The organism is Rhizobium sp. YS-1r (assembly GCF_000757525.1).
Taxonomy (GTDB): domain Bacteria; phylum Pseudomonadota; class Alphaproteobacteria; order Rhizobiales; family Rhizobiaceae; genus Neorhizobium; species Neorhizobium petrolearium.
Window position 1 is genome coordinate 242,447 of the sequence record NZ_JPYQ01000022.1, and the last position, 25,762, is coordinate 268,208.

The following is a 25,762-nucleotide window of genomic DNA, read 5'->3' on the forward strand; positions in this document are numbered from 1 at the left end:
ACTCCCATGCAGATTGATCTTCTGATTTTCGATTGTGACGGCGTGCTGATCAACAGCGAGCCGATCGCCAGTCGCACGCTTGCCAAAGCCTTGCAGAATGCCGGCGCTTCCATCACCGCGGAAGAGGTCCTGATCCGCTTCACCGGCAATTCGCCGGATGTCATCCGCCGCATCTGCGCCGATGAACTCGGTCTTGAAAACCTCGATGCGGTGTTTGAGGCCTGGCATCTCGACATCTATCCGGAATTCGCCCGCTCATTGGAGCCGATGGCGGGCATGGAAGAACTCGTCCGGTCGCTGCCGTATAAAAAATGCGTCGCTTCCAACAGCTCGACGGACCGGCTGTCGAAGAGCCTCGGCCTGCTCGATCTCTGGCACGCATTTGCGCCCTCGGTCTTCAGCTCCGACAGGGTGGCACGGCCAAAACCGGCGCCCGACCTTTTCCATTTCTGCGCCAAGGCCTTTGCCGTCGATCCGAAGAATTGTGTGGTGATCGATGACAGCAGCCACGGCATTACGGGGGCGAGGGCCGCGGGTATGGTGCCGATCGGCTTTGTCGATCCTGCCGACCCGCGGCCTGACCGTGCCCAGGTTCTCAAGGAGGCGGGGGCTGCTCTGGTGGCGACCGGAGCCGGGGAACTGGAAAAGGCGCTCGCCCGCCTCGAGGTACTGCAGGCCGTCTAGGCCAGTTCGCAAACAAACAACGCCGCTGTCATCCGCCTGTAAAACTCGCGCCTTAAGAAACCGTCAGCAAGATTGCACGGCTGTGCAAGAGGGGGTTTCGATGGAGCGGGGCGGATTTCTGGAATTGCGTGGCGTCGCAAGTCGTTACGGTTCCACGCAGGTTCTGGCCGACATCGACCTGTCGATTTCGAAAGGCGAGTTCGTGGCGCTGCTCGGATCGTCCGGCTGCGGCAAGACCACGCTTCTGAGATTGTTAGCCGGCTTCATCGGCCCGTCGGCCGGCGAGGTGAAGGTGCGCCATCGCGATGTGACGCACCTGCCGCCGGACAAGCGCGGCATGGCGCTGGTCTTCCAGTCCTATGCGCTCTGGCCGCATATGACAGTTGCCCAGAACATCGGCTACGGACTGAAGCTGAAGGGCGTGCCGCGCACCGAGATCGCCACCCGCGTCGCCGCCATGCAGTCGCTGCTCGGCCTCGACGGGCTGGAGGCGCGCAAGCCTTCGGCGCTGTCGGGTGGCCAGCGTCAGCGCGTAGCGCTTGGCCGGGCGCTCGCCGTCGATCCGGAAATCCTGCTGCTCGATGAGCCGCTGTCGAACCTCGATGCCCGCATCCGCCTGACGGTCCGTCACGAACTCCGGGCGCTGCAGAAGCGGCTCGGCATCACGGCGATCCACGTCACCCATGACCGCGAGGAAGCCATGGTCATGGCCGACCGCATCGTCATCCTGAACGCCGGGAAGATCGCACAGCAGGGAACCCCGGAAGAGGTCTACAACCGTCCGGCCTCGGCTTTCGTCGCCGCCTTCATGGGGGTCGAGAACGTGATCCACCTCGATGGAGTGCGGGTGGGCGGCCAGTTCGTGATCGCCGAAGGAGCGGCCAACGCAGTGGCCGGCGTGCCGATTCTCGATCGCTCGCTGACCTCCGGCCCCGTCGAAGCCCGGTTCCGCCCGGAAGCCGCGCGCCTCCTTGCGGAAGGCGAGATCGCGACGGTTGGTTCCGGCATTACATTTCGGGGCGAGGTCGCTGCCGTCAGCTATCCCGGCGGCCATTGGCGCCATGTGGTCCGGATCGGGCAGACCGAGATCATGGCCGATGGGACCCAGGCCTTCGAGCCGGGTGCCCGCGTCGCCGTCCATGTCCCGGCGGAAGCGCTTTTCCTTTTTAATGCGCCGGCGAATGAGCCGGCCTCCACCGTTTCCCGGGCACCGTCCGGGAAAGTTTACGCCTGACTTTTTGAAACTCGACTTTTCAGCTCACGGAGAACACCCATGAAGAGAATGTCTTACGCGGCCTTTGCCGTCGCTTTCGCAGCCCTTCCGCTCCATGCGGAAGAGCTGACGGTCGCGACCGCCGGCGACCAGAACATGGTCGATTACATCAACCAGTATCTTGGGCCCCTTTTCGAGAAGACCTATCCGGGCAATACGGTTCGCGCCGTCGGCACGGGCCCCGGCGATGCCGGTTCGCAGAAGATCCTCGAGCGCTTCGACGCCCAGGCTGCCGCCAAGGCGGAAAAGTGGGATGTCGACGTTGCCGTCGTGCACGAGAAGTTCGCCGGCCCGATGGTTGCCAAGGACTATCTCGCCAAGTATCGCGGTGACATCGACACCGGCAAGCTCGTCACCCGCGCCAATGCGAAGATGGCGCTCGGCGCCAATGTCGACGGCTATGTCATGCCGATGTTCAACAGCCAGACGGCGATCGCCTACAATCCCGATCTTGTTCAGAATCCGCCGAAATCCTATGCGGAACTGGCCGAATGGGCGAAGGCCCATCCGAAGCAGTTCGGCTACAACGGCATCAAGGGCGGCGCTTCGGGCGTCAGCTTCGTCATGGGCTGGATCTATGCCTTCGGCGGCGGCGATGCCAACACGCTGATGAACGGCCCGTTCAAGGAAGAGGAAACGAAGAAGTGGGATGCGGCCTTCAAGAGCCTCGCCGACTTCACCACCAATGCGACGCTCACCCCCGGTAATGCCGGAACGCTCGATCTGCTCTCCCGCGGCGAGATCGCCATGGGTCCGGTCTGGGTCGACATGTTCTATTCCTGGCAGGCGAACGGCCAGCTTCCGCCGACGCTGAAGCTCATGCTGCCGGCTCCGGGCATGCCGGGCCAGCCGATGCACTACGTCATGCCGGAAAAGACGGCCCACAAGGACCTGGCGGAAAAGTTCATCGCGCTTGCCACCAGCCCGAAGGTCCAGGCCGAAGGCATCGTCAAGCGCTTCAACTGGTATCCGGGCATCGATGCCGACAAGGTGAAGGCCGAGCTCGACGACGCCACCTGGAACAAGCTCTTCGTGGACATCACGCCGGAAGACCTTGCCGTCAAGGGCAAGCCCTTCCCGATCGCGCCCTATAACAACGCGATCCTGGAAGCCTACGAAAAGTCGGTCAAGTAAGCGGCGCAGCGTTCGGCCTATGCCCCTCACCCTAACCCTCTCCCCGCAGGCGGTGAGAGGGGACTTGCCCCGCTCGAATGTCGAGTGGGCCGGAGAGGGCGCCGCGTTGGTCCTTCTCCCCGCTCGCGGGGAGAAGGTGCCGGCTGGCGGATGAGGGGCAATTCCATCGAGTTCGAAAAATGTCCAGACGCCTTCTCGGTCTCCTCCTCGTGCTGCCCGCGCTTGCGGTGATCGTCCTCCTGTTCATCCTGCCGCTCGTCATGTCGGCGGTCGGCGCCTTCCAGGTGGAGGGGGCATTCGGCTGGGGCAATTTCGCCAAGACCTTCGACCTCTACACGAAGGATATCGTCTTTTCCGTCGTCATCATCACGCTGTCGACGGTGCTGATCGGCATCGCCTCGATTGCGATCGGCGGTTATCTGACGCTCGGCGAACATCCGGTCGCGGTGGCGATCCTGCGCTTTCTCTATCGCTGGCCGATGTTCATTCCGTTCATCGTCGTCGGGCAGATCCTCCGCACCTTCCTCGCCAAGAACGGCATGATGAACAACACTTTCATCAGTCTCGGCCTGCTGACCCCGCTCGATGCCCAGAGCTTTCTCGACTGGCGCGGCATCGTCATCGCCTTCGTCTGGAAGCAGACGCCTTTCGTGGCGCTGCTCGTCGCCGGCGCCATGGCTTCGGTCAACCGCGATACGATCGAGGCGGCCCGCAATCTCGGCGCCTCGCGCTTGCGCGTTCTCATCGAAATCCTCGTGCCGCAGGTAGCGATGACGCTGACCGTCGGCCTCATCCTCTCCTTCGTCACCATGATGTCGGTGCTTTCCGTGCCTCTGATGATCAACGCCCAGTCGCCGACCATGCTGACCGCCGACATTGCTTTCCGCGTCAATTCCTACGGGGATTACGGTGTCGCCAATGCGCTTGGCCTCGTCTCGCTCGTGCTCGCCTCGTCCGTTGCGTGGATTTACCTGCGCGCCAGCCTCAAGGAACGCGCATGACCGCCTCCGTCGTGACCGGCCGCCGCAATCCTCTCGCTGCCCTCTGGTGGGTGCCGCGCGGCATCGTCTTCGGGCTGATGGCCTTCTTCATCTTCGGCCCGCTTTTCAACATGCTGCTCTGGACGGTGGCGGAAAAGTGGTATTTTCCCCATAGCTTCCCGTTGGAATACGGTTTCGGCTCCTGGGCAAAAGTGTTCGCACCGCGCGGCGGGGCGGTGGAGTCGCTGACCAATTCGCTGATCGTCGCGCTTCTGACCGTCGTCGTCTCGTTGCTTCTGGCAATTCCGGCCGGCTATGCACTGGCGCGGCTGAAGCTGCCCCTGAGAGGGTTGATCCTGCTTGCCTTCCTGATCCCGCAGGCGTTCCCGAACCTGACGGTCTACGTCAATGTCGCGCGCATCTTCTACGAAATCCGCTTGAACGGCACGATACCGGGCGTGGTGCTGGTGCATGTCTCGCATGGTCTCGTCTATGCGGTCTGGATCGCAACCGCCGCGTTTTCCGCCATCGACGTGGAGCTTGAGCAGGCGGCGCGCAACATCGGCGCCGGTGCGATGCGCACCTTCCTGGACGTGACGCTGCCGCTTGCCGCACCCGGCCTGATGGCAAGCGCCATCTTCGTTTTCCTGGAATCGCTCGATGAATTCACCGGCAGCTATTTCGTCGGCGCACCGGACGTGAACATGCTGCCCTTGCTGCTTTATACCGCAGGCGCCGGCGGCAATTACCAGATCGCGTCGATCACTGCCCTCCTGTTGCTCGTTCCGTCGCTGGTCTTCATGGCTGTCGTCGAGCGCTTCCTGAAGGCGGACGTCCTTTCGCGCGTGGGACATTGAGGAGAGCATGAAGGACGAAAAGAGAATGCGCTTCGTCAGCGCCGAACAGGTTGCCCGGCTCGCCGGAGTGTCCCGCTCGGCGGTCTCCCGCACCTTCACGCCGGGCGCCAGCGTGGCGCCTGCGACGCGCGAAAAGGTCCTGCGTGCGGCCGATGAGCTGGGCTACCACGTTAACGACCTGGCGCGCGGCGTGCTCGCCAACCAGAGCCGGCTGGTGGGCATCGTCGCCACCAAGCCCGAACTCGGCTTCCGAGCCCATCTGACCGCAGCGCTCGCCAAGGCGCTGATCAGACGCGGCAGCATTCCGATCCTCATCAATACCGGCCAGGCGGAGGAGGAGTTGCTCGCCGCCCAGAAGATGCTGATCGGCCATCGCGCCGAGGCGACGATCATTCTCTCCGGCTCGCCGCCGGCGAGCTTCTTCGAGCTTGCCCAGCGAAACGGCCAGCCGCTCGTGGTCATCGGCCGCTCGGAACCCGACGCCGACCATGTCCGTGCTGGCAATTCCGAGGCCTCGCGCAACGCCGCCACCGCCTTCTTCGCCGCCGGCCGCCGCCGGCTCGCCGTGATCGGATCCGGGTCCGGCACGCCGAGCATCATGGAACGCGAAAGCGCTTTCCTTTCCGCGGCCCGTGCGCTGGGCGCCGAGGTGACGGCGGCAAGGGGGCCGGATTCGGACTACGACAGCGGCATTGTCGCGGCCCGTGAGCTGTTCCTGTCCGATGAGAAGCCGGATGCGGTCTTCTGCGCCAACGACCAGATCGCCTTCGGCCTGATGGATTTCGTCCGCACCGAACTTGGCCTGCGGGTGCCGGATGATGTGGCGGTGATCGGTTTCGACGACGTGCCGGAGGCGGCCTGGCTGAGCTACGGCCTCACGACTTTCAGGCAGGACCCGGCGATCATGGCGACCCGCGCCGTCGAGCTTCTGGAGCGCCGGCTTGAAAACCCCGATGCCGCGCCGGGCTACGAACGGGTCATTCCCGAGCTTGTGATCCGGAAGAGCTTTGTCCCGACCTAAATCTTCAAAAGCTTGCGGGCGTTTTCCTTGAGGATCAGCGGCCGCACCTCGTCCTTGATGGCGATATTGGCGAAGTCGGACAACCAGCGGTCCGGCGTGATCGCTGGCCAGTCGGAACCGAACAGCATTTTGTGCTTCAGCAGCGAATTGGCATATTGCACGAGGATCGGCGGGAAATATTTCGGCGACCAGCCGGACATGTCGATATAGACGTTCGGCTTGTGGGTCGCGACAGAAAGGGCCTCCTCCTGCCAGGGGAAGGAGGGGTGCGCCAATATGATCGGCATGTCGGGAAAATCGACCGCCACATCGTCGAGATGGATCGGGTTGGAGAATTTCAGCCGCATCGCCATGCCGCCCCGAAGCCCGGCGCCGACGCCCGTCTGGCCGGTATGGAAGAGCGTGATCGCGCCTTCCTCCTGGATCGCCTCGTAGAGCGGATAGGCCATCCGGTCGTTCGGATAGAACCCCTGCATGGTCGGGTGGAACTTGAAACCCTTGACGCCGAATTCGCGCACCAGCCGCCGCGCCTCTCGGGCGCCGGCCTTGCCCTTGGCGGGATCGATCGAGGCAAACGGGATCATGATGTCGCTGTTTTCGGCGGCGATCCTTGCCACTTCCTCGTTGTCGTAGCGGCGGAAGCCGGTTTCCCGCTCCGCGTCGACCGGAAAGATTACACAGCCGATCCTGCGCTCGCGGTAATAGGCGGCGGTTTCCTGCACGGTCGGCAACATGCCCTGCGCTCCGGCGGGATTCCTGAAATATTTCGCCATGCCGGCCTGGAACTCGTCATAACCGTCGTCCCGCGGGCCGCAGCAGGGCTCCTCGGCATGGGTGTGGATGTCGATGGCGATCAGATCGTCGATATTCAAGCTTCGCTCCTCCCGATCCTTCGATTTGTCTGCCGATGTTCAGCCCAGGCCGACGAATTTCCGCAACAGGGCCGTCAGTTGCCGGCGTTCGGCGGCGTTGAGATTTTCCCCGACTGAATCCTCATAGGTAAAGAACCAGTCGCCGGCCTGTTCCACCATCGTTGCGGCCGCGGGCGTCAGCGTGATTTCGACAGCACGGCGGTCGTCGTCGGGGATACGGCGTGAGACGAGGCCCTGATCCTCCAGCGAGCGGATCAGCTTCGTCATATGGGCCCGCTTGATCATCAGCCGCTGGCCGAGCACGCTTTGCCGGACCCCCGGATTGTGCAGGAGAACCCAGAGAACCGAAAATTCCCCCGGTTTCAGGTTGTGATCGCCGACCTCTTCGAAGAAGCGCTCGTAGATCTTGAGCTGGGCAAGTCGCATCAGGAAGCCGAGCGCCGTGTCGAGACGATCGAGATTCACCTCGTCAGTCGTGCGGATCGGCATGTCCATCCGAAAACTCCTCTCAGGCCGAACCCGGTGTCTTCAGCCGCGCGGCGCGTTTTTCGAGGAAGGCGCGCAGCCGCTCCTCCGCCTCGGGGCTCGTGGCGGTGAAGGAGGCGATGAAGGATTCGACGAAAAGCCCGTCTTCCTTGGCCATGTCCTGGATGCGCGGCAATGCGTTGATGACCGCGTAATTGGAGATTTCGGCGTTGCTGGCGGCCGCTTCCGCAAGCTGATGCGCCTTCTCGCGCGCCTGGCCCTTTTCGACGACATATTGTGCGAGGTTCCAGCGCTCGGCTTCTTCCGCCGAGGCGACACGCCCGGTCAGCATCATGTCGGTCATGCGCGCGACGCCCATAAGCCGCGCGGCACGCACCGAACCGCCGCCGCCGACGAAAATGCCGCGCTGCCCTTCCGGCAGAGCGAAAAAGGCGGAGCGGTCCGCGACCCGGATATGGGTCGATGCCGCAAGTTCCAGCCCGCCGCCGACGACGGCACCGTGCAGGGCGGAAATCCACGGAATCGTGCCATGTTCGATGCCGGCGAAAACGGAGTGCCAGCGGCGCGAGCCGTGCACGCCCTGGATCGGCGTCTTCTTGACGTGTTCGGCAAGATCGAGCCCGGCGCAGAAATGATCGCCATGCCCGAACAGAACGACGGCTTTCGCTTCGCTTTCGGCGCGCGCTACCGATTCCGCAATCATTTCAACGAAGCGATCGCTGATGGCATTGCGTTTTTCAGGGCGGTTGAGACCTATATGGGCGACCTTGCCCTTGAGCTCATAGGTTACGAAGCTGGTTGCCGTCTGGTCGGCCATTCTTGTCTGCTCCCTCCAGCAACGGACGCTCCCCCGCCCGTTTTGAGTTTTTGATCGTTTACATGGAGATTGTTTCTTTGTAAACAAATTTTGGGAGGAGCCGCTGCGGCTCTCATTAGAATTCATGTGATTGACGTCTGGGAGGAGACTCATGAGCGGGAAATCCGTCCGCAATGTAAAGCTCTGGTCGCCGGTGGTGCGCTGGGAGGAAAGGCCGAACGGCGAGTTCCTCGTCCGGCGGGAGGACCGGCTTGGTCCCTATCCCGGCAAGATCAACGAGCGGCTGGTGCACTGGGCGAAGACAGTGCCGGATCGCGTCTGGATGGCCGATCGCGAGGGCACCGGAGAATGGCGCAAGGTAACCTACGGCCAGGCCCTGGACCGGGTGCGGCGCATCGGTCAGTTCCTGCTCGATCTGGGGCTTTCGGCCGAAAATCCGCTCGTCATTCTCTCCGAGAATTCGATCGACCATGCGCTGATGGCGCTCGGCGCCCAGCATGTCGGCATCCCTTCCGCGGCGATCGCGCCGGCCTATGCGACCATCTCCTCCGACTTCGGCAAGCTTGGCGAGATCGCCGCCCAGATCACGCCGGGCCTGGTGTTCGCCGATGATGCGGCTGTCTTCCAAAAGGCTGTCGATACGGCCTTCGGCGCAGACATGCCGTTTGCCGCGATCCGCAACCTGCCGGATGGCCGTCCCAATACCCATCTCTTCGACGACATCCTCAGGACCGAGCCGACCGGGGCGGTGGACGAGGCTTTCGATGCGGTCGGGCCGGATACGGTCGCGAAATTCCTGTTTACGTCAGGCACGACCGGCTCTCCCAAGGCGGTAATCCAGACGCAGCGCATGCTCTGCTCCAACCAGGAAATGGTGGCCGATTGCTACGCCTATTTCCGGGAGGAACCGCCGGTCCTGGTAGACTGGTCGCCATGGAACCACACGGCAAGCGGCAACAAGTGCTTCAACCTTGTCATCTATCACGGCGGCACCTATTACATCGATCGCGGCAAGCCGACGCCGAAGCTGATCGGCCAGACCATCGCCAATCTCCGGGAAATTTCGCCGACCTGGTATTTCAACGTTCCGGCCGGCTATGAAATGCTGGTGCAGGAGATGCGCGAAGATGACAGGCTTCGGCAGAGCTTCTTCAAGGATCTGAAGATGATGATGTATGCCGGCGCCGGCATGGCCCAGCATACCTGGGACGCCCTGATCGAACTTGCGGAGATGACTGTCGGCGGCTACGTGCCGCTTGGCACCGGCCTCGGCTCCACGGAGACGGCGCCGTTCTCGCTCTTCTGCACCGATCCGCAGGACAAGCCCGGCAATATCGGCATCCCGGCTCAAGGGGTCACCATGAAGCTGGTGCCGTTCCAGGACAAATACGAACTGCGCCTCAAGGGTCCCAATATCACGCCCGGCTACTGGCGCAACGAGAAGCTGACCGCCGCGGCCTTCGATGAGGAAGGGTTCTACCGGATCGGCGACGCGGTAAAGTTCGCAGTCCCCGGCGATCCGCGCAAGGGCTTTTATTTCGACGGCCGCACGGCGGAGAACTTCAAGCTGCAGACCGGCACATGGGTGGCGGTCGGCGTGCTGCGCGCCCAGATCGTCAACCAGTTCGGCGGACTGATTCGCGACGCGGTGATCACAGGCGAGAACCAGGCGGAGCTCGGCGCACTTGCCGTGCCCTTCATGCCGGCATTGCGGGAACTCGTTCCGGGCGGAAGCGGCCTTTCCGACGAAGAGGTGGTTGCCCATCCGACGGTCAAGGCGGCGATTGCGGCAAAGCTTGCCGAGCACCAGCGGCAGGCGAGCGGATCGGCGACGCGCATCATGCGCATCATGCTGATGACGGCTCCCTTGCGCTTCGAAAAGGGCGAGGTGACCGACAAGGGCTCGATCAACCAGCGTGCCGTGCTTGCGCATCGCAGCGATCTGGTCGAGGCTCTCTATGAGGATGGACCGGATGTCATCCGGGTCGGAAAGGAGCTTGCGGCATGAGGATCGAGGGATCGAGCGCAGTCGTCACCGGCGGCGGATCGGGGCTTGGCGAGGCGACGGCGCGTCTGCTTGCGAGACTCGGCGCCATCGTTCACGTCTTCGACCGCAATGGAGACGCAGCCGAAAAGGTCGCCGGTGATATCGGCGGCGTGGCAATTTCGGGCGACGCAACCAGCGAGGGCGATGCGGCAAAGGTTATGGACGTGGCCGCCAAGGCCGGCGATGGCCTGCGCATCCTCGTTAATTGCGCCGGCATCGGCACGGCCGGCCGCATTCTCGGCAAGGAAGGGCCAATGCCGCTTGCGGATTTCGAGCGTGTGATCCGCATCAACCTGGTCGGCACGTTCAACATGATGCGACTCGCCGCCGAGCGCATGGCGACAACAACCGAACGGGAAGACAAGGCACGCGGCGCCATCGTCAACACCGCTTCGGTTGCCGCCTTTGAAGGGCAGATCGGTCAGGCCGCCTATTCCGCCTCCAAGGGCGGTATCGTTTCCATGGCCTTGCCGGTAGCGCGCGAACTTTCCCGCTTCGGAATCCGCGTCAACACGGTGGCGCCGGGCATTTTCATGACGCCGCTCTTGAAGGGCCTGCCGCAGGAAACGCAGGATAGCCTTGGCGCCGCCATTCCCTATCCCTCGCGGCTCGGCGACCCGGCGGAATTTGCCGATGCGGTGCGCTTTCTGATCGAGAACCAGTATGTCAACGGCGAGGTGATCCGTCTCGACGGCGCCATCCGCATGCAGCCGCGGTGAGGATCCATGTCCTTTTCGGATCAGGCAGACCGGACGCTTGAACTCCTGTCCCTGACGCCGGGCTGGCACAGGCTGCGGGATCTCAGGCAGGATTGCGACGATGAGACGGTGACGGCGATCGTCGGGGAGGCCGCCAACTTTGCGGAAGGCGTGCTTGCCCCTCTGAATGGGGTCGGCGACCGCGCCGGCGCGCAGGTCGTCGACGGGCGGGTGAGGACGCCGGAAGGTTTCGCTGCGGCTTTCAAGCAATATGCCGAGGCCGGCTGGCTCGGCATGGACGTGCCGGAGAAGTTCGGCGGACAGGCCGTGCCGCTGACGCTGCATGCCGCCTGTGCGCCGCTTTTCGAGCGCGGCTGCGTGGCGCTGATGATGGCGGCCGGCTCCACCCGTGCCGCCGCGCATCTCCTGGCGGAAGCGGCCGACGAGGAAATTGCGGCCGGATGGGTGCCGAAGCTTTCGTCGGGCGAATGGGCGGCGACCATCTGCATCTCTGAGCCGGAAGCCGGTTCCGATGTCGGCCGGCTCCGGACGAAGGCGGAGCTTCGCGGCGGCGGGTGGTTCGTGACCGGGCAGAAGATCTGGATCTCCTTCGGCGATCACGACATGGCCGAACGTATCGGCCACTGCCTGCTTGCCCGCACCAACGATCAGCCGGGGACGCGCGGCATCAGCCTGTTTCTCGTGCCGAACCTGATCGACGGAAAGCCGAACGGCGTATCGGTCGACGGGATCGAGGAGAAGATGGGCCTGCACGGCTCGCCCACCTGCGCCATGCGCTTCGAAAATGCCGGCGCCGTCATGCTCGGCCAGGAGGGGCGCGGCTTGCCGCAGCTCTTCACCATGATCGAGCTGATGCGGTTGCTCACCGGCTGCCAGGGGCTCGGCATCGCCTCCGCCGCGGCCGATATCGCCGAGGACTATGCGAGAGAGCGCCGCCAGGGCGGCCGGCCCGATCAGCCGCCTGTGCCGATCGTCACCCACCCGGACGTTGAGCGGCAGCTTTATGAAATCCGCTCTTCGACCGAAATCCTGCGCGCCGCTATTCTGGAACTCGCGACCGTCATGGATCTGGCACGGCTCGGTACCGAGCCGGGGCTGGAGGATTTCACCGGCTGGATGCTGCCGCTCGTCAAGAATTTCGGCGCGGAGGCGGGCTTCAATGCGGCGAATGCGGCAATCCAGGTGCTGGGCGGCGTCGGCTATACGAAGGACTGGCCGCTGGAACAGTACCTTCGCGATTCCCGCATCATGGCGATCTACGAGGGCACGACCGGCATGCAGGCGCTGGACTTCCTGACTCGCCGGCTCTGGCGCGACGAGGGCAGGGGGCTTGCTCTCTTCCTTGAGAAGGCCCGCGACGAGATCGATGCGTATACGTCCGAACATCCGGAGGCGTCGGCGTCCGTTCTTCGCATTCTCGACGGGTTCGAAGCGCTAAGCGGGAGGATGGCGGCCATGCAGGGAGACCCGGACGCGGCGCTCTACCGCGCCGATGCCTATATGCGCGCAGCCTGGACGGCCGTCTCCGCCTGGATGGCGCTGCGGATTTCCGAAACCCGCGCTGTCAACGGACTCGCCGCACAATTTGCGTTTCATTGCGCGCGTTGCGATTGACCATGCGGGCAGTCTTTCTCGATTCGAGAAAGGTGAGCGGCCTGTTCTAAGCATTCCCCACCGCTTCTGGAATTGTTAGCCTCTCCGGAGGTGATCGGTATCGGGAGGAGGAGGCCTGAGGATGACCAGGAGACAATTGCGCAGCAATTTCGAACCGGGTACGTCGCGCTGGGCGGTGCGGCGGGCGCAATGGCGGGCGCTCGGCCTTACCGACGAGGACATGGAAAAGCCGAAGATCGCGGTGGTGAATACCTCTTCGGAACTCTCTATCTGCTTCAGCCATCTCGACCAGGTTTCCGCCCGTGTGAAGGAAGCGGTGCGCGCCGCCGGCGGCATTCCCTTCGAAATCCGCACGATCGCGCCGAGCGATTTCATCATCAGCGCCGGCCGGGCCGCGACCTATATCTTGCCGAGCCGCGACCTCATCACCAATGATATCGAAGTGGCAGTCGAGGGCGCCCAGCTTGATGGCATGATCTGTCTTGCCTCCTGCGACAAGACCACGCCGGGCCAGATCATGGCGGCCGCCCGCATCGACCTGCCGACGCTGGTCGTGCTGTGCGGCTATCAGGCGAGCGGAAAGTACCGCAACCATCACATGGATATCGAGGAAGTCTTCCTGCATGCCGGCCACCATGCCGCGGGTAAGATCAGCTTCGAGGAATTGAAGGAGATGAGCGAGAACGCCATCAAGAGCCCTGGCGTCTGTTCGGGCATGGGCACGGCCAATTCCATGCACTCGGTTTGCGAGGCGCTCGGCATGGCGCTGCCCGGCGGTGCGCCGGTGAGGGCGATGAGCGAGAAGATGATGGATTATGTCGACCGTGCCGGCCATCGCATCATCGACATGGTCTGGGAAGACCTGCGTCCGCGAAAGATCCTGACGCCCGGCGCCTTCCGCAATGCCGCTGCAACCGTGCTGGCCGTGTCCGGTTCGATCAACACGATCAAGCATTTGCAGGCGATTGCTGTCGAGGCGGGCCTCGATGTCGATGTCTACCGGATTTTCGAGGAGTTGAGCGGCGAGGTGCCGATCCTCGCCGCTGTTCGGCCGATCGGCTCGAACTCGATCGAGGAATTCGAGGATGCCGGCGGCGCGCGCGGTATCATGAAGCGGCTGGAGCCGCTCATCGATCCTTCGGCACTGACCGTCACCGGTCGGACCTGGGGCGAGGAGCTGAAGGACGTCGAGATCGCCGATCCGGACGTCATCCGTCCGCTCGACAAGCCCTTTGGAGTCAAGCCTGGCATCGTGCTCCTGCGCGGCTCACTGGCGCCGGATGGCGCGATCGCCAAGGTTGGGCTGCGCGGTCCAGGCCGGCCGATGAGTTTCGATGGTCCGGCGCGTGTCTTCGACAATTCGCCGTCCGCCGAAGCGGCATTGAAAGAAGGCGGGGTGAAGCCCGGTGACGTGCTGGTTCTGCGCGGCATGGGCGTCAGGGGCGGGCCGGGCATGGGCGGCGCCTCCCGCCTCGTCTTTGCGCTCGATGGTTCCGGCCTCGGCCCCGAGGTTGCGGTGGTGACCGACGGACAGTTGAGCGGCCTCGTCAATGTCGGGCTGGTGATTGGCGAGGTGAAGCCGGAAGCCTTCACCGGTGGCCCGCTCGGCCTCGTGAAGGATGGCGATCGCATCACCATCGATATCGACAGCCGCTCGATCGAACTTCATGTGCCCGAGGCGGAGCTTGCCGCTCGGGCTGAAGCCTTTGTTCAGAAGCCGCTTTCGGCCGAGAAGGGCTGGCTCAATCTCTACGGCAGCACGGTGACGCCGCTTGAGAAGGGAGCGACGCTGGTCGCGAAATGATCGTAGGCTATGGATTGTCTCAAGGATTTGCAGAAACGGCGAAAATATGCGCCTGATGCCGGTTCCCATTTTTTCTCGAAACGAGAAAGACAGTGAACATACTTCTCGATATCGGCGCATTCCTGGCGACCGCCCGCGCCGGCAGCTTTTCCGCCGCCGGCCGTGATCTGGGCGTCGCGACCTCCGTCATCACCAAGCGCGTCAAGCGGCTGGAGGAACACCTGAACACCCAGCTCTTCGTCCGCACCACGCGGCGGCTGGCGCTGACGGTGGATGGCGAGCGCTTGAGGCCGCGCCTGCAGCTCCTGGTCGGCGAGATCGAGGATACGCTGGCGACGCCCAGCGCCCAGGAGCTGGGACTGACGGGCTCTTTGCGCATCAAGGCGCCGACGACGCTCGCCTCCATGTTCTTCGGCGATATCTGCGCGGCCTTCCAGGCGAGGAATCCGCGGGTCAAGATCGAGATCGTGCTGATCGACCGTTCGGTCAATCCGCTGGAGGAAGGGTTCGATGTCGCGGTGGGCGCACTGCCGCAATCCTATGCCTATGTGATCGACTACCCGCTCTGTGCTTATCCGCGGGTGCTCTGCGCCGCGCCCGAATATTTCGCGAGCCGCAAGCGGCCGAAGGATCCGACAGAACTCGTCGGCCACGAGTGCATCACGTTCCACACGATCGGCACGACCTGGACCTTCCAGATGGAGACGAGCCCGCTCAACGTGGAGATCACGTCGAACTTCACCGCCAATGACAGCCGCATCCTGCTCGCCGCCGCCCGCCAGGGACTGGGTCTCGCAATCCTCCCGCGGTTCCTGGCTCAGGCCGATCTCGACAGCGGCAGACTTGAAGAAGTCATGCCCGAATGCCCCGTCGAGCCATTGTGGGTGAAGGCCCTGGTGCCACGCATCAAGATCAACAAGAACGTCGTGGCCGAATTCATATCCTACACGCAGAAGCGCCTTGCGGAAGGCATTCCGGATCAAGCCATCCCTGCGTTTTGAGCGAAAATCAGGGCCGCAATACCATTCCAGCTTTCGCGAAACACGAAAACTGATCGCATCACTTGCCGGGTTCAAGGCGCGGCGGCTTGGGTTACGATCCGTAGATGTGCGCCGGAAGGCGCGGGCGTTGCAAGGGAGGGTATTCATGGCGGAAACGCTGAGCCGGGAAACGCGCATTGTCAGACGCGAAAAGGACACGCCGTTCCGCAAGCTGAAGGCGGATATCTGCGTTGTCGGCGCCGGCATCGCGGGCATTTCCGCGGCGTTGGAAGCAGCGCGTCTCGGCCGCAAGGTCGTGATCGTCGACGGACAGGCCGCGCTCGGCGGTCAGGCGGTCAACTCGATCATCGCCACCTTCTGCGGCCTCTTTTCGAACGGAACGCACGGTTATCAGTTCACCTATGGCGTCGCTGACCGGCTGCTCGCTCATCTGGAATCCCAGGACAAGTCGATCTACTACCGCCACGGGCCGAACACGACGGTCGTTTATTACGACGAAGTGGTTCTTGGCCGCTGGATGGAGCAGAGCGTGCTGGAGGCCGGTATCGAGGTCGTGCTCGGCGCGACGATCCTCGACGTGCATGTGGAAGGTCGCCGCATCGTGGAGACGGATTTCATGACCCGCTACGGCGGCGTCTCGGTCGAGGCGACCGGCTGGGTCGAGGCGAGCGGCGATGCGGCGCTCGTCTGGCAGGCGGGGTTTGCCTGCCGCCAGCCGGAAAAGGGCGGCGTGTTCGGCACACAGATGGTGGTGCTGGAAAACATCGACGAGGCAAAACAGCCGACCCGCTTCGAGATTGCCGACCGGATGAAAGAGAAGGCCGCGGATTATGGCCTGCTACGCCGCGAGGGCCTGGGGTTCACCATCCCCGGCCGCGGCATCGCCGCCATGAACATGACCCATGTGGAAACGCCGCTCGATCCCGTCGAGGCATCGCGGAAGGCGCTGGAAGGCAAGGACCAGGCATCACGCGCCGTCGAATTCCTGAAAAAGGAGTTTCAGGAATGTTTCGGCAATGCCCGTATCCGTTCGTTCGGTCTGCCGGGCATCCGCCAGACTCGCTGGATCGCCGGCAGTCATCACCTGACGGTCGACGAGATCCGGGCCGGCACGAAATTCGACGATGCGGTTGCCCGCACCGCCTGGCCGATCGAGTTGCACGATCACGGCGATGGCCACCACTGGATCACCTTCGATGAGGACCACGCCCATTATATCCCGCTCGGCAGCCTGACACCGGACGAGTGCGACAACGTCGCCGCGGCAGGGCGTTGCATCGATGCAGATTCGGCTGCGCTCTCCAGCGTGCGCGTCATGGGGCCCTGCATCGGCATGGGCATGGCGGCGGCGAATGCGTTGGACCTTGCCGGCACCGGCAGCGTGCAACAGATCGACCTTGCGGCATTGCGGGAGCGGGTTTCCGACAATGTCGAAAAGAAGCATTATCGATGGACGGACGAAGAGATGCGCGCCGCATCGTGAGGAGGACGCGATGAAGCTGACGGATTATGAAAAGGCCATGTATGACGGCGAGCACGGCCGCGCCAAGGCGCGCGCCATGGACCTGCTCGTCCGTTACGGGGAGGCGCTCGGCGCCGAGCGCCTGGTCGAGACCAACAATGTCGCCGGCGCGTTCAACGCCTCCACGCCCTCGGTGCAGCCGATCGCGCAAAAAGGCATGGAGCACGTCTATTCGGAGCTCAACCTCGACAGCGACGAGGTGGTGGAGGTGCCGCATATGGTGGCCCATACCTGCCAGCTCATTACCGGCATCGATAACGACAATTGGGAACTGCAGGGCGTCGATAAATCTCTCGTCGATATGCAGCGGGAAAACGAAAAATTCCTCGGCCGCCGCGGGGTCAACATGTTCGCCACCTGCACGCCCTATCAGGTTGGCAACGTGCCGGTGAAGGGCGAGCATTGCGCCTGGATGGAATCGTCCGCCGTCATCTATTGCAATTCCGTGCTTGGCGCCCGCACCAACGTAGAGGGTAAGGAAAGTACGGGAGCGGCGGCGCTGACGGGCCGCATTCCCTATTGGGGTTTCCACATCACTGAAAATCGCCGCGGCACCCATCTGATCGAACTCGACATCGAGGTTGACGACATGATGGATTGGGGGCTGCTGGGTTATTACATCGGCGAGGTGATCGGCGAGGACATTCCGGTGCTGAAGGGCACCAGCCATCAGCCGGACCTCGTCAAGCTCAAGCATTTCGGCGCAGCCGCCGCATCCTCCGGCGGGGTCGAGATGTACCATATCCCGGGCATCACGCCGGAGGCGGACACGATCGAGGAAGCCTTCGGCGGTCGTAAGGTGAAGGATGCGTTCCGGTATGGCGCGGCGGAGCGCCGCGAGGCCTATGAGAAACTGCAGAGCGCGACCGAGAAAAAGGTCGATTTCATCATGTTGGGCTGCCCGCACAATTCCATCGATCAGGTGGCGCTGATCGCCCATATGCTGGAAAACAGGAAGATCCATCCGGACGTGCAGCTCTGGGTACACACGCCGCGTGCCATCAAGCAGGTGGCCGAGCGCAATGGTTATCTCGATGCCATCAAGGAAGCCGGCGGGGTCGTCATGAGCGATACCTGTCCCGCCATTTCGAGGCGCCTGCCGCAAGGAACCCGCGTCATCGCCACCGATTCCGCCAAACAGGCGCATTACCTGCCGGCGATCACCGGCGTTGAGGGCTGGTTCGGTTCGGTCCGCGATTGCGTCGACGCCGCGTTGACGGGGACATGGAACGGGAGGGCCTGATGGAGATCGCAACCGAAACAAAATCCGAAACCATTGTATTGAAAGGCCGCAAGGTCGTCGCCGGCCGCGCCGAAGGCGAGGCGCTGGTGACATCAGAGACGATTTCCGGCTGGGGCGGCATCAACGAGCGCACCGGCACCGTCATCGAGCGCCGGCACGAGATGCGTGGCGTCTCGTTTGCCGGTAAGATCCTCGTCTTTCCCGGTGCCAAGGGCTCGTCGGGCTGGTCTGCCTATTTCCACATGACGCGGTTGAACGGTGTCCAGCCGGCGGCGATGATCTTCACGCGGATGACGACCAAGATTGCGCTCGGCGCCGTCGTTACCCGCGTTCCGGCGATCACCGAGCTCGATCAGGACCCGCTCACTGTGATTGAAACCGGCGACTGGGTCGTGGTCGATGCCGATGCGGGAACGGTCACTGTGACCAAGAAGAGAAGCTGAGTTCACTTCCAGGCGCCGCGCGCCGCGGCGTCTTTCACGTAACCGGCAAAATCCTTCGGCGAACGGCCGAGCGCGCGCTGCACGCCGTCGGTCAGATATTCGTTGCGGCCGTCGAGCACGACGGTGAAAAGCTCCACCAGCAATTCGGCCAGATCTTCTGGAACCTCGGCAGCCTTCAGTCCTTCCACGAACTCTTCATTTGAAATCGTCTGAAAGACGACCTCCCGTCCGCTGGCCTTGCTGATCTCGGCGATTGCTTCGGCGAAAGTCAGAAGTCTCGGCCCGGTCACTTCGTAAAGCTCACCGATATGCCGCAGGTCGGTGAGCGCCGCGACGACCACGTCGGCGATATCGTCCGCATCGATGAAGGGTTCGCGCACCCCGCTCACCGGTAGCGCGATCACGCCTTCCAGGATCATCGGCTGGAACTGCCCCTCGTCGAAATTCTGGTTGAACCAGCTTGCGCGGACGATCGTCCAGTCGGCGTCGGAGGCGATCAGCCGCTTTTCGCTTTCCTGTGCTTCCGGTTCGCCGCGTCCGGAGAGCAGAACCAGCCGCTTGACGCCGAGCGACACTGCCAGTTTGGCGAGCGCTTCGATGTCGTCCGGCGCACCCTTTACCGCGAGGTCCGGATAATAGGTGATGTAGGCAGCGCAAGCGCCTTGCAGCACAATCGCCCAGGTCGTGCGATCCGTCCAGTCAAAGCCGGTGGAGCGTGAGGCAAAACGAACCGGTTTGTTCAGCGCATGCAGGCGCTCGGCGACGCGCGAACCTGTCTTGCCCTTGCCGCCGATGATGAGAATTGGCTTTTCCATGTTTCCATCTCCTTTAATGCGAGGATTTCTCATGTTTTAAATGTGATAAATCCTCGTGTTGCGGTTGTCAATAAAAAATGCGAATATTCCTCGCGTTGAAAGTCAAAGCATGGAAAGACAATGGAAATTTCTGCATCGACGCCCCGCCAGCCACAGCAGAAGCGCAGCCGCGAGCGGGTGGAGCGCATTCTGGCGGCGGCCAAGGAACTGATTGCCCGTGGCGGCAGTGATACGATGAAGATGGGCGAACTGGCCGAGCGGGCAGGCGTGCCGATTGGTTCGCTCTACCAGTTCTTTCCGGACAAGAGTTCGGTGGTGCGCACTCTCGCCGAGCGCTACAACGAAGAAGGACGGGCCTGCATCCGCGAAGCGATCGAGCCGGCACGTGACGCTGCGGCCTTCTCCGAAGCCTTCAAAGGCCTCATTGATACCTATTACGGCCTGTTTCTCGCCGAGCCGGTCATGCGCGATATCTGGTCAGGAACCCAGGCCGACAAGACGTTGCAGGATGTCGATCTCACCGATGCCAAGGAGAACGGCGCGATCGTCGCCGCGGCGTTGCGGCATATCCATCCGGACGCCGACCCGGAAGGCCTGCTCAACCGAGCCATGCTGGTGATGTATCTCGGCACATCGACCATGCGGCTGGCGATCTCCGTCGGCCGCAAACAGGGAGATGTGATGGTGGAGACTTACAAGCGCCTCGCGCTCAGGGAACTGCTGGCGGAAGCTTGAGGCATTAATCCAGGCACTTGCCCTCGACGAATGCGCCCGCGGGCGACTATAAGGCGGCTTCGACCAAACGAGGAGGATTATCCGATGTCGAAAGTGGCGATCGTGACCGGAGCGGGTTCCGGAGTCGGCCGGGCCGTGGCTGTCGGGCTTTTGAAAGCAGGCTATCGAACTGTCCTCGCCGGCCGTCGCGAGAGCGAACTCAGGGGCACGGCCGAGCTTGGTGAAGGGGAATCGCTGGTGGTGCCGACGGATGTCACCGATCCCCATGCGGTCGACCGGCTGTTTGCCGCGACCGAAGAGGCCTATGGCCGCCTCGATCTTCTGTTCAACAATGCCGGCCGCGGTACGCCGGCCGTACCGATGGACGAACTGCCGCTGGAGACCTGGCGGGAGGTCGTCGACCTCAACCTGAACGGCGCCTTCTATTGCGCCCGCGCCGCGTTCGGTCTGATGCGGCGGCAGAGCCCTCGCGGCGGCCGGATCATCAACAACGGTTCGATCTCGGCCTACGTTCCGCGCCCTTACCAGGCGCCTTACACCATGACGAAGCATGCCGTTACAGGGCTCACCCGCCAGATCGCGCTCGACGGACGCCAGTTCGATATCGTCTGCGGCCAGATCGATATCGGCAATGCCGATACGCCGATGACGGTTCGGATGAGGGAGGGAACCATTCAGGCGGACCTTTCGACCGCGGTCGAGCCGGTCATGGACCCGAAGCACGTGGCCGATGCGGTGCTTTACATGGACGGCCTGCCGCTCGAAGCCAACGTGCTCTTCATGACGGTGATGGCAAGCCAGATGCCCTATGTGGGCCGGGGCTGAACACCGCCTGACAAGCGGAGCGAATATTGGTCTTGATCTTGCCCAGAAGCTCCGCCAACCAAAGAGAAGACGTGAACGAGGATAGTTCGATGCAGCAGGCGCTGGTGCTTGAGAAGAAAGGTGTCCTTTCCTTAAGGGAAATCGATCTGCCGGCCGAGGCTGGTCCCGGTGAGGTCAAGATCGAAATCGACACGGTCGGCGTCTGCGGCAGCGATGTGCATTATTATACGCATGGTGCCATCGGCCCTTATGTGCTGCGGGAACCCATGGTGCTCGGTCATGAGGCGGCTGGGACTGTCGTCGACGTGGGCTCCGATGTCAGGAACCTGAAGGTCGGCGATCGGGTCTGCATGGAGCCGGGGGTGCCTAATCTTTCGTCGCGGGCTTCCAAGCTCGGGATTTACAACGTCGATCCGGATGTCCGCTTCTGGGCGACGCCGCCGATCCATGGTGTGCTGACGCCGTTTGTCATCCATCCGGCGGCCTTCACATACAAGCTGGCCGACAACGTCTCCTTTGCGGAAGGCGCGATGGTCGAGCCGTTTGCGATCGGCATGCAGGCGGCGACCCGCGCCCGCATCCAGCCGGGCGATGTCGGTGCCGTCATCGGCGCCGGCCCGATCGGCATCATGGTGGCGCTGGCAGCACTTGCCGGCGGCTGCGCCCGCGTCTTCATATCCGATCTCAGCGCCGACAAGCTGAAGATCGCCGGCCAGTATCCGGGCCTCATCCCCGTGAACATCACCAAGCGGCCGTTTGCCGACGTGATCGCCGAGGGGACCGGCGGCTGGGGCGCGGATGTGGTCTTCGAGGCGAGCGGCAGCCCCAGGGCCTATCAGGGCATGTTCGATCTCGTTCGACCGGGCGGCGCCTTCGTGCTGGTCGGACTGCCGGTGGAACCGGCCCAACTCGATGTCGCAGCCGCGATCTCGAAGGAAGTGCGCATCGAAACGGTGTTCCGCTATGCCAATATCTTCGACAGGGCGCTGGAATTGATCGCCTCGGGCAAGGTGGACCTGAAACGGCTGATTACCGGGACGTTCGATTTCAAGGATTCGATCAAGGCCTTCGAGCGTGCCGCAGCCGGACTTCCGTCGGACGTCAAGCTGCAGATCAAGGTGAAGGAATAGCCCGTCTCAGGCCGCGCGAACCAACCGGTTCGAAACCGAAGCCGACCTGTGGAGCGGCACGCGGCGGAGCATTTCAAGCGCGAAGAGACGGGCGTTCTGCCGGGCCTTGTCGAGATTGCTGATGCGGCTTTCGTCCATGGTGTAGAGTGTGCCGCCGAGATCGAATATGTCGCGGAAAGCGGCGCGTTCGATAATCGGCGTGTCGAGCACGTCCACGTTGCGCTGCGCGAGCAGCATCTTGACCGCCAGCAGCGCCCGTGTCGTGACCATCGAGTTGACGCGGGTCAGCACGACGGAATGCGGAACGCGAAGATTGGCCTTGTCCTCAAGATAGCGCAAGAGTTCCAGCACGTTCGCTCCGCCCTGCGCATCCATGGCGCAGCCCTGGATCGGGATCAGGACATGGTCGGACAGACCGATTGCCTTGGCAAGCAGCGGGCTCTGCGCGCCCGGCAGGTCGAGCACGAAATAATCGGTTTTTTGTCGGTTTTCCGAAATGTGGCGCTCGATCGAGGCCTGGGTTACGTAGGAGATGACGCTGAGCTTCTCGTTCGGCGGTGAGAGCTGGTGCCAGCGGGAGATCCAGTATTGCGGATCGGCGTCGAGGATGGTGACACGATAGCCCTGTTCGACGAGTTCGGTCGCGAGAAGGAGCACCGCGGTGGTCTTTCCTGCTCCGCCCTTGGTATTGGCAAAGGTAATGACTGGCATCCTGGGTCCCTGTCCGGCACAGCATCGGCGCGAAGATCGGGAACCGATTTCCGGCAGGCACGATGCGTGGATTCGATGAATTGGAGCGCAAATCGCTCTCTCACCGCATCCTCATGATGCGTTACCTCATTCTTGCCAAACATGGTTAACGAGGCATGAATTTCACGCTGCCAGATTTCACCGGCGGCGATCGGCTGCAAGGATTTCCCGGGCGATCTGCTCAAGCGGGACGACCTTGTCGACTCCGCCATGGGCGATCGCTTCCTTGGGCATGCCGAAGACGACCGACGTCGCCTCGTCCTGCGCCACTGTATAGGCGCCCGCCTGATGCATCTCGTTCATGCCGCGCGCGCCATCATCGCCCATGCCGGTGATGATCACACCCATCGCGTTGGCGCCTGCGGATCGCGCGGCGGAACGGAACAGCACATCGACCGAGGGGCGATGGCGGCTGACGAGCGGGCCGCTGCGGATCGAGACCTCGTAGCGCGCGCCGCGCCGTTCGAGGAGCATATGCCTGTCGCCGGGCGCAATCAGCACGTGGCCGCGCAGCACGGGGTCGCCGTCCGCCGCTTCCTTGACCTCGACTTCACAGAGCCCGTTGAGGCGCTTGGCGAAGGCAGCGGTGAACCTCTCCGGCATATGCTGAACGATGACGATGCCCGGCGAATTGGCCGGCAAGGCTTCGAGAAGTTCGCGGAGCGCCTCGGTGCCGCCGGTGGAGGCGCCGATGCAGACGACCATTTCCGTCGTTTTCGCCATGGCGCCGACCTTCGGCGGCGGCAGGACCGCATCCGCCGTCAGCTTGGCCGTCGTGCTTCCTCCTGCCACGCGGGATGCGCGCAGCTTGCCGACACGTGCGCGTGCCGCTCCCTTCACGGCGGTGCGGATGCGATCGGCAGATTCGGCAAGGTGGTCGGCGGCGCCTATCTTCGGCTTGAGGATGATGTCGACCGCACCGGCCTCCAGCGCCTGCATCAGCGTTTCCGAACCGCTCTCAGTCAGCGATGAGCACATCACGACCGGAATGGGATGCTGGACCATCAGCTTGCGCAGGAAGGTGATGCCGTCCATCTGCGGCATTTCCACATCAAGCGTTATGACGTCCGGAATTTCCTCTCGGATTTTCCGCGCCGCCATGAACGGATCGTTGGCGACCCCCATGACCTCGATATCGGGATCGGCGGACAGGATGGCGGCTAGGGTCTGGCGGACGCTTGCTGAGTCGTCGATGATCAGAACGCGAATCTTGCCGCCCATGATATCATATCCGCTTGAAGACGGTGTTTGCCACCTGCCTGATCGGCAGATCGAAACCGGTTACGGTTTCCGAATGGCCGATAAACAGATAGCCCCCGGGAAGGAGATTGTTGCAGAGCCGCGTCAGCACGTGGCTCTGGGTTGGCTTGTCGAAGTAGATCAGCACGTTGCGGCAGAAGATGATATGCATCGGATCGCCGACCGGATAAGCCTGATCCATGAGGTTCAGCCGGGCAAAGCCGACGCGCGAGCGCAGTTTCGGGCTGATGCGCATTTCCTGCCGCCGGTTGTCGGAAGGCTGCATCACGTATTTCTGCATCATCTCCGCCGGAACGGGCTGAAGAAGATCGCTCTGATAAATGCCGCGCTGGGCCTTCTGCAGCACGTCGGTGGAGAGGTCCGTGGCCAGCACGAAATAATCCCGCTCCGGGGCATTCGCTTCGAGAAAATCGGACATCACCATGGCTATCGTATAAGGTTCGGCGCCGGTCGAGCACGCGGAGCTCCAGATGCGGATGCGCCGTTCGCCAAAGGCCTGCAAAATATCCGGAAGCGCTCTCTGCATCATGTAGTCGAAATGCTTCGGCTCACGGAAGAAATCGGTCTTGTTGGTCGTGACGGCATCAATGAGGAAGATTGCTTCGGTTTCGATACCGCCATGTTTGAAGAGATAATCGCAATAGCTGTCGAAGGTCGGCAAGCCGGTCACGCGCAGACGCCGGCGAAGCCGCCCTTCCAGCATGGTCATCTTCGTCTGCGGCATCTTTATGCCGCTGTAATTGTATATATATTTCGATAGAAGCTCGAAATTGCGCTTGCTCAGCCGGTCATCGAGCGGCTGACTCCTCACCATCATGTTCACCCGAGCATCTCCGTATGCATTCTTGCCAGCCACCGGGCTTTCCTATCGCCTAGGCCACCTGAGCCTGTGGTCCGACATCGGCGAGAACCGATCCGGAATCGGAGAACAGCCGCGCGAGGTCGATGATGACGACAAAACCGCTATCCCGCCTGACGACGCCGGCGATGTAATCGGAGCGCCAGCGCACGCCGATATCCGGAGCGGTCTCGACCTGGTCGTTGCGGAACGGCACAACCTCGAAAACCCGGTCTGCCACAAGGCCGAGAGCGAGCATGCGGTCGGCGACGGGCACATCGAGCACCAGGATACGTGTATGCGGTGTCTTGACGGTCTTCGACATGCCGAGCCGCAGGCGCAGGTCGATCACCGGCACGCCCTGGCCGCGCACGTCGCGCAGACCCAGAAGATATTCCGGGCCATGCGGGATCTTGAACGGTTCCTCATGGTCGAGGATTTCGCGGACCACTTCGACAGGGACCGCGAAAACCTCATCGCCAAGGGAAAAAGTCACGAATTGAGCTTCGGAGGATATGCCTGCCATCATGCGCTCTCCCTGAAATCGTTGTCATCGGCATCCGGACCGCCGACCGACATGTCGAGGGCAAAGCCCTTGGCTCGGGCGTGCTGCGCGGCAACGGAATGATCTACCAGCGGGCGGGCGCCAGTGGCTTTCACAGCCGGCTTGGCCGCCTGCTTCGGCACAGCAGGCCTTGTTGCCGGCTGGCGTGTCTGGATGGTGCTGGCCCTGTCGACCTTGAAGAAGGTGATGGAAGCCTGCAGTTCCTCGGCCTGTGCGGCCAGTTCCTCGGATGTCGAAGACATCTCCTCCGAAGCGCCGGCATTCTGCTGGGTCACCTTGTCGAGCTGCTGGATCGCCTCGTTGATCTGTGAGGCGCCGATATCCTGC

25 protein-coding genes and 1 pseudogene are annotated in these 25,762 nt (G+C 62.8%); 17 read left to right on the top strand and 9 right to left on the bottom strand.

The window, feature by feature from the left end; translation table 11 throughout:
• Window positions 1–6 precede the first annotated feature (6 nt).
• The 6 genes from JL39_RS15965 (at window position 7) to JL39_RS15990 (ending at window position 5,949) form a co-directional block, all read left to right on the top strand.
• Entirely contained in the window at window positions 7–684 is a 678-nt protein-coding gene (locus tag JL39_RS15965; RefSeq protein ID WP_037152415.1) for an HAD-IA family hydrolase, read from the top strand.
• A 100-nt stretch (window positions 685–784) separates the two neighbouring features.
• Complete coding sequence (locus JL39_RS15970; protein WP_037152418.1) at window positions 785–1,918, top strand: ABC transporter ATP-binding protein; 1,134 nt, start codon at window positions 785–787, stop codon at window positions 1,916–1,918.
• Window positions 1,919–1,957: 39 nt separating this feature from the next.
• Window positions 1,958–3,091, top strand: a complete 1,134-nt coding sequence (locus JL39_RS15975; RefSeq protein ID WP_037152421.1) for an extracellular solute-binding protein — start codon at window positions 1,958–1,960, stop codon at window positions 3,089–3,091.
• Window positions 3,092–3,270: 179 nt separating this feature from the next.
• Window positions 3,271–4,092 (top strand): ABC transporter permease subunit, encoded by an 822-nt coding sequence (locus JL39_RS15980; protein ID WP_037152424.1) that lies wholly within the window; start codon window positions 3,271–3,273, stop codon window positions 4,090–4,092.
• Window positions 4,089–4,928, top strand: a complete 840-nt coding sequence (locus tag JL39_RS15985; RefSeq protein ID WP_081952861.1) for an ABC transporter permease subunit — start codon at window positions 4,089–4,091, stop codon at window positions 4,926–4,928. Before JL39_RS15980 ends, JL39_RS15985 begins: the two co-directional genes overlap by 4 nt.
• A 7-nt stretch (window positions 4,929–4,935) precedes the next feature.
• Window positions 4,936–5,949, top strand: a complete 1,014-nt coding sequence (locus tag JL39_RS15990; protein ID WP_037152426.1) for a LacI family DNA-binding transcriptional regulator — start codon at window positions 4,936–4,938, stop codon at window positions 5,947–5,949.
• Here the strand turns inward: JL39_RS15990 and JL39_RS15995 are convergent.
• The 3 genes from JL39_RS15995 to JL39_RS16005 are packed head-to-tail and all read right to left on the bottom strand — an operon-like array spanning window position 5,946 to window position 8,124.
• On the bottom strand, window positions 5,946–6,821 hold the full coding sequence (locus JL39_RS15995; RefSeq protein WP_037152429.1) for an amidohydrolase family protein: 876 nt from the start codon (window positions 6,819–6,821) through the stop codon (window positions 5,946–5,948). The genes JL39_RS15990 and JL39_RS15995 overlap by 4 nt on opposite strands.
• A 39-nt stretch (window positions 6,822–6,860) precedes the next feature.
• Entirely contained in the window at window positions 6,861–7,316 is a 456-nt protein-coding gene (locus JL39_RS16000; protein WP_037152431.1) for a MarR family transcriptional regulator, read from the bottom strand.
• A 13-nt stretch (window positions 7,317–7,329) separates the two neighbouring features.
• Window positions 7,330–8,124 carry a crotonase/enoyl-CoA hydratase family protein gene (locus JL39_RS16005; RefSeq protein ID WP_037152434.1) on the bottom strand — a complete coding sequence of 265 codons (795 nt, stop codon included), beginning with the start codon at window positions 8,122–8,124 and terminating at the stop codon, window positions 7,330–7,332.
• Window positions 8,125–8,275: 151 nt separating this feature from the next.
• Here JL39_RS16005 and JL39_RS16010 point away from each other — a divergent pair, with 151 nt between their 5' ends.
• From JL39_RS16010 to JL39_RS16045, 8 genes are all read left to right on the top strand, one after another.
• The gene (locus tag JL39_RS16010; RefSeq protein ID WP_037152437.1) at window positions 8,276–10,132 is read left to right on the top strand and encodes a feruloyl-CoA synthase; all 1,857 of its coding nucleotides are present in this window, start codon (window positions 8,276–8,278) and stop codon (window positions 10,130–10,132) included.
• Window positions 10,129–10,890: an SDR family NAD(P)-dependent oxidoreductase gene (locus JL39_RS16015; RefSeq protein WP_037152440.1), complete on the top strand. Its 762-nt coding sequence runs from the start codon at window positions 10,129–10,131 to the stop codon at window positions 10,888–10,890. The genes JL39_RS16010 and JL39_RS16015 overlap by 4 nt, the downstream gene beginning before the upstream one ends.
• A 6-nt stretch (window positions 10,891–10,896) precedes the next feature.
• Window positions 10,897–12,504 (top strand): acyl-CoA dehydrogenase family protein, encoded by a 1,608-nt coding sequence (locus tag JL39_RS16020; RefSeq protein WP_052182905.1) that lies wholly within the window; start codon window positions 10,897–10,899, stop codon window positions 12,502–12,504.
• Window positions 12,505–12,625: 121 nt separating this feature from the next.
• Window positions 12,626–14,308, top strand: coding sequence for a dihydroxy-acid dehydratase (gene ilvD, locus JL39_RS16025; protein ID WP_037152442.1), 1,683 nt, complete (start codon window positions 12,626–12,628; stop codon window positions 14,306–14,308).
• A 92-nt stretch (window positions 14,309–14,400) separates the two neighbouring features.
• Window positions 14,401–15,309, top strand: a complete 909-nt coding sequence (locus JL39_RS16030) for a LysR family transcriptional regulator (RefSeq protein ID WP_037152444.1) — start codon at window positions 14,401–14,403, stop codon at window positions 15,307–15,309.
• Between the two features lie 145 nt (window positions 15,310–15,454).
• Window positions 15,455–16,792, top strand: coding sequence for an FAD-dependent oxidoreductase (locus JL39_RS16035; protein WP_037152448.1), 1,338 nt, complete (start codon window positions 15,455–15,457; stop codon window positions 16,790–16,792).
• A 10-nt stretch (window positions 16,793–16,802) separates the two neighbouring features.
• A complete protein-coding gene (locus tag JL39_RS16040) occupies window positions 16,803–18,074 on the top strand; it encodes an aconitase X catalytic domain-containing protein (protein WP_037152449.1) in 1,272 nt (423 codons plus the stop codon).
• Window positions 18,074–18,517 carry a DUF126 domain-containing protein gene (locus tag JL39_RS16045; protein ID WP_037152452.1) on the top strand — a complete coding sequence of 148 codons (444 nt, stop codon included), beginning with the start codon at window positions 18,074–18,076 and terminating at the stop codon, window positions 18,515–18,517. Before JL39_RS16040 ends, JL39_RS16045 begins: the two co-directional genes overlap by 1 nt.
• A gap of 2 nt (window positions 18,518–18,519) precedes the next feature.
• Here the strand turns inward: JL39_RS16045 and JL39_RS16050 are convergent, their stop codons facing one another.
• On the bottom strand, window positions 18,520–19,332 hold the full coding sequence (locus tag JL39_RS16050) for an NmrA family NAD(P)-binding protein (RefSeq protein ID WP_037152455.1): 813 nt from the start codon (window positions 19,330–19,332) through the stop codon (window positions 18,520–18,522).
• Between the two features lie 120 nt (window positions 19,333–19,452).
• Between JL39_RS16050 and JL39_RS16055 the strand changes: the two genes are divergently transcribed.
• From JL39_RS16055 to JL39_RS16065, 3 genes are all read left to right on the top strand, one after another.
• Window positions 19,453–20,067 carry a TetR/AcrR family transcriptional regulator gene (locus JL39_RS16055; RefSeq protein ID WP_037152458.1) on the top strand — a complete coding sequence of 205 codons (615 nt, stop codon included), beginning with the start codon at window positions 19,453–19,455 and terminating at the stop codon, window positions 20,065–20,067.
• Between the two features lie 84 nt (window positions 20,068–20,151).
• Window positions 20,152–20,892, top strand: a complete 741-nt coding sequence (locus tag JL39_RS16060) for an SDR family oxidoreductase (RefSeq protein ID WP_037152460.1) — start codon at window positions 20,152–20,154, stop codon at window positions 20,890–20,892.
• Between the two features lie 89 nt (window positions 20,893–20,981).
• On the top strand, window positions 20,982–22,022 hold the full coding sequence (locus JL39_RS16065) for an NAD(P)-dependent alcohol dehydrogenase (RefSeq protein WP_037152462.1): 1,041 nt from the start codon (window positions 20,982–20,984) through the stop codon (window positions 22,020–22,022).
• A 6-nt stretch (window positions 22,023–22,028) separates the two neighbouring features.
• On the opposite strand, the gene JL39_RS16070 is transcribed toward JL39_RS16065, so the two are convergent.
• From JL39_RS16070 to JL39_RS16090, 5 genes and pseudogenes are all read right to left on the bottom strand, one after another.
• Window positions 22,029–22,733, bottom strand: coding sequence for a ParA family protein (locus tag JL39_RS16070; RefSeq protein WP_037152465.1), 705 nt, complete (start codon window positions 22,731–22,733; stop codon window positions 22,029–22,031).
• A 177-nt stretch (window positions 22,734–22,910) separates the two neighbouring features.
• On the bottom strand, window positions 22,911–23,993 hold the full coding sequence (locus tag JL39_RS16075; RefSeq protein ID WP_037152468.1) for a chemotaxis response regulator protein-glutamate methylesterase: 1,083 nt from the start codon (window positions 23,991–23,993) through the stop codon (window positions 22,911–22,913).
• A 4-nt stretch (window positions 23,994–23,997) separates the two neighbouring features.
• The gene (locus JL39_RS16080) at window positions 23,998–24,849 is read right to left on the bottom strand and encodes a CheR family methyltransferase (protein ID WP_037152582.1); all 852 of its coding nucleotides are present in this window, start codon (window positions 24,847–24,849) and stop codon (window positions 23,998–24,000) included.
• 55 nt (window positions 24,850–24,904) lie between these two features.
• Window positions 24,905–25,396 carry a chemotaxis protein CheW gene (locus tag JL39_RS16085; protein WP_037152471.1) on the bottom strand — a complete coding sequence of 164 codons (492 nt, stop codon included), beginning with the start codon at window positions 25,394–25,396 and terminating at the stop codon, window positions 24,905–24,907.
• A pseudogene (locus JL39_RS16090) lies at window positions 25,396–25,762 on the bottom strand (methyl-accepting chemotaxis protein); the annotation flags it as partial. The pseudogene JL39_RS16090 and the gene JL39_RS16085, both read right to left, overlap by 1 nt.

Coding starts and splice junctions, on each gene's coding strand:
- JL39_RS16055 (WP_037152458.1), top strand. CDS start 19,453: ATGGAAATTTCTGCATCGACGCCCCGCCAGCCACAGCAGAAGCGCAGC.
- JL39_RS16010 (WP_037152437.1), top strand. CDS start 8,276: ATGAGCGGGAAATCCGTCCGCAATGTAAAGCTCTGGTCGCCGGTGGTG.
- JL39_RS16075 (WP_037152468.1), bottom strand. CDS start 23,993: ATGGGCGGCAAGATTCGCGTTCTGATCATCGACGACTCAGCAAGCGTC.
- JL39_RS16060 (WP_037152460.1), top strand. CDS start 20,152: ATGTCGAAAGTGGCGATCGTGACCGGAGCGGGTTCCGGAGTCGGCCGG.
- JL39_RS16035 (WP_037152448.1), top strand. CDS start 15,455: ATGGCGGAAACGCTGAGCCGGGAAACGCGCATTGTCAGACGCGAAAAG.
- JL39_RS16020 (WP_052182905.1), top strand. CDS start 10,897: ATGTCCTTTTCGGATCAGGCAGACCGGACGCTTGAACTCCTGTCCCTG.
- JL39_RS16040 (WP_037152449.1), top strand. CDS start 16,803: ATGAAGCTGACGGATTATGAAAAGGCCATGTATGACGGCGAGCACGGC.
- JL39_RS16045 (WP_037152452.1), top strand. CDS start 18,074: ATGGAGATCGCAACCGAAACAAAATCCGAAACCATTGTATTGAAAGGC.
- JL39_RS16085 (WP_037152471.1), bottom strand. CDS start 25,396: ATGGCAGGCATATCCTCCGAAGCTCAATTCGTGACTTTTTCCCTTGGC.
- JL39_RS16050 (WP_037152455.1), bottom strand. CDS start 19,332: ATGGAAAAGCCAATTCTCATCATCGGCGGCAAGGGCAAGACAGGTTCG.
- JL39_RS16015 (WP_037152440.1), top strand. CDS start 10,129: ATGAGGATCGAGGGATCGAGCGCAGTCGTCACCGGCGGCGGATCGGGG.
- JL39_RS16080 (WP_037152582.1), bottom strand. CDS start 24,849: ATGATGGTGAGGAGTCAGCCGCTCGATGACCGGCTGAGCAAGCGCAAT.
- JL39_RS16000 (WP_037152431.1), bottom strand. CDS start 7,316: ATGGACATGCCGATCCGCACGACTGACGAGGTGAATCTCGATCGTCTC.
- ilvD (WP_037152442.1), top strand. CDS start 12,626: ATGACCAGGAGACAATTGCGCAGCAATTTCGAACCGGGTACGTCGCGC.
- JL39_RS16005 (WP_037152434.1), bottom strand. CDS start 8,124: ATGGCCGACCAGACGGCAACCAGCTTCGTAACCTATGAGCTCAAGGGC.
- JL39_RS15985 (WP_081952861.1), top strand. CDS start 4,089: ATGACCGCCTCCGTCGTGACCGGCCGCCGCAATCCTCTCGCTGCCCTC.
- JL39_RS15980 (WP_037152424.1), top strand. CDS start 3,271: ATGTCCAGACGCCTTCTCGGTCTCCTCCTCGTGCTGCCCGCGCTTGCG.
- JL39_RS15970 (WP_037152418.1), top strand. CDS start 785: ATGGAGCGGGGCGGATTTCTGGAATTGCGTGGCGTCGCAAGTCGTTAC.
- JL39_RS15975 (WP_037152421.1), top strand. CDS start 1,958: ATGAAGAGAATGTCTTACGCGGCCTTTGCCGTCGCTTTCGCAGCCCTT.
- JL39_RS16070 (WP_037152465.1), bottom strand. CDS start 22,733: ATGCCAGTCATTACCTTTGCCAATACCAAGGGCGGAGCAGGAAAGACC.
- JL39_RS15990 (WP_037152426.1), top strand. CDS start 4,936: ATGAAGGACGAAAAGAGAATGCGCTTCGTCAGCGCCGAACAGGTTGCC.
- JL39_RS15965 (WP_037152415.1), top strand. CDS start 7: ATGCAGATTGATCTTCTGATTTTCGATTGTGACGGCGTGCTGATCAAC.
- JL39_RS16065 (WP_037152462.1), top strand. CDS start 20,982: ATGCAGCAGGCGCTGGTGCTTGAGAAGAAAGGTGTCCTTTCCTTAAGG.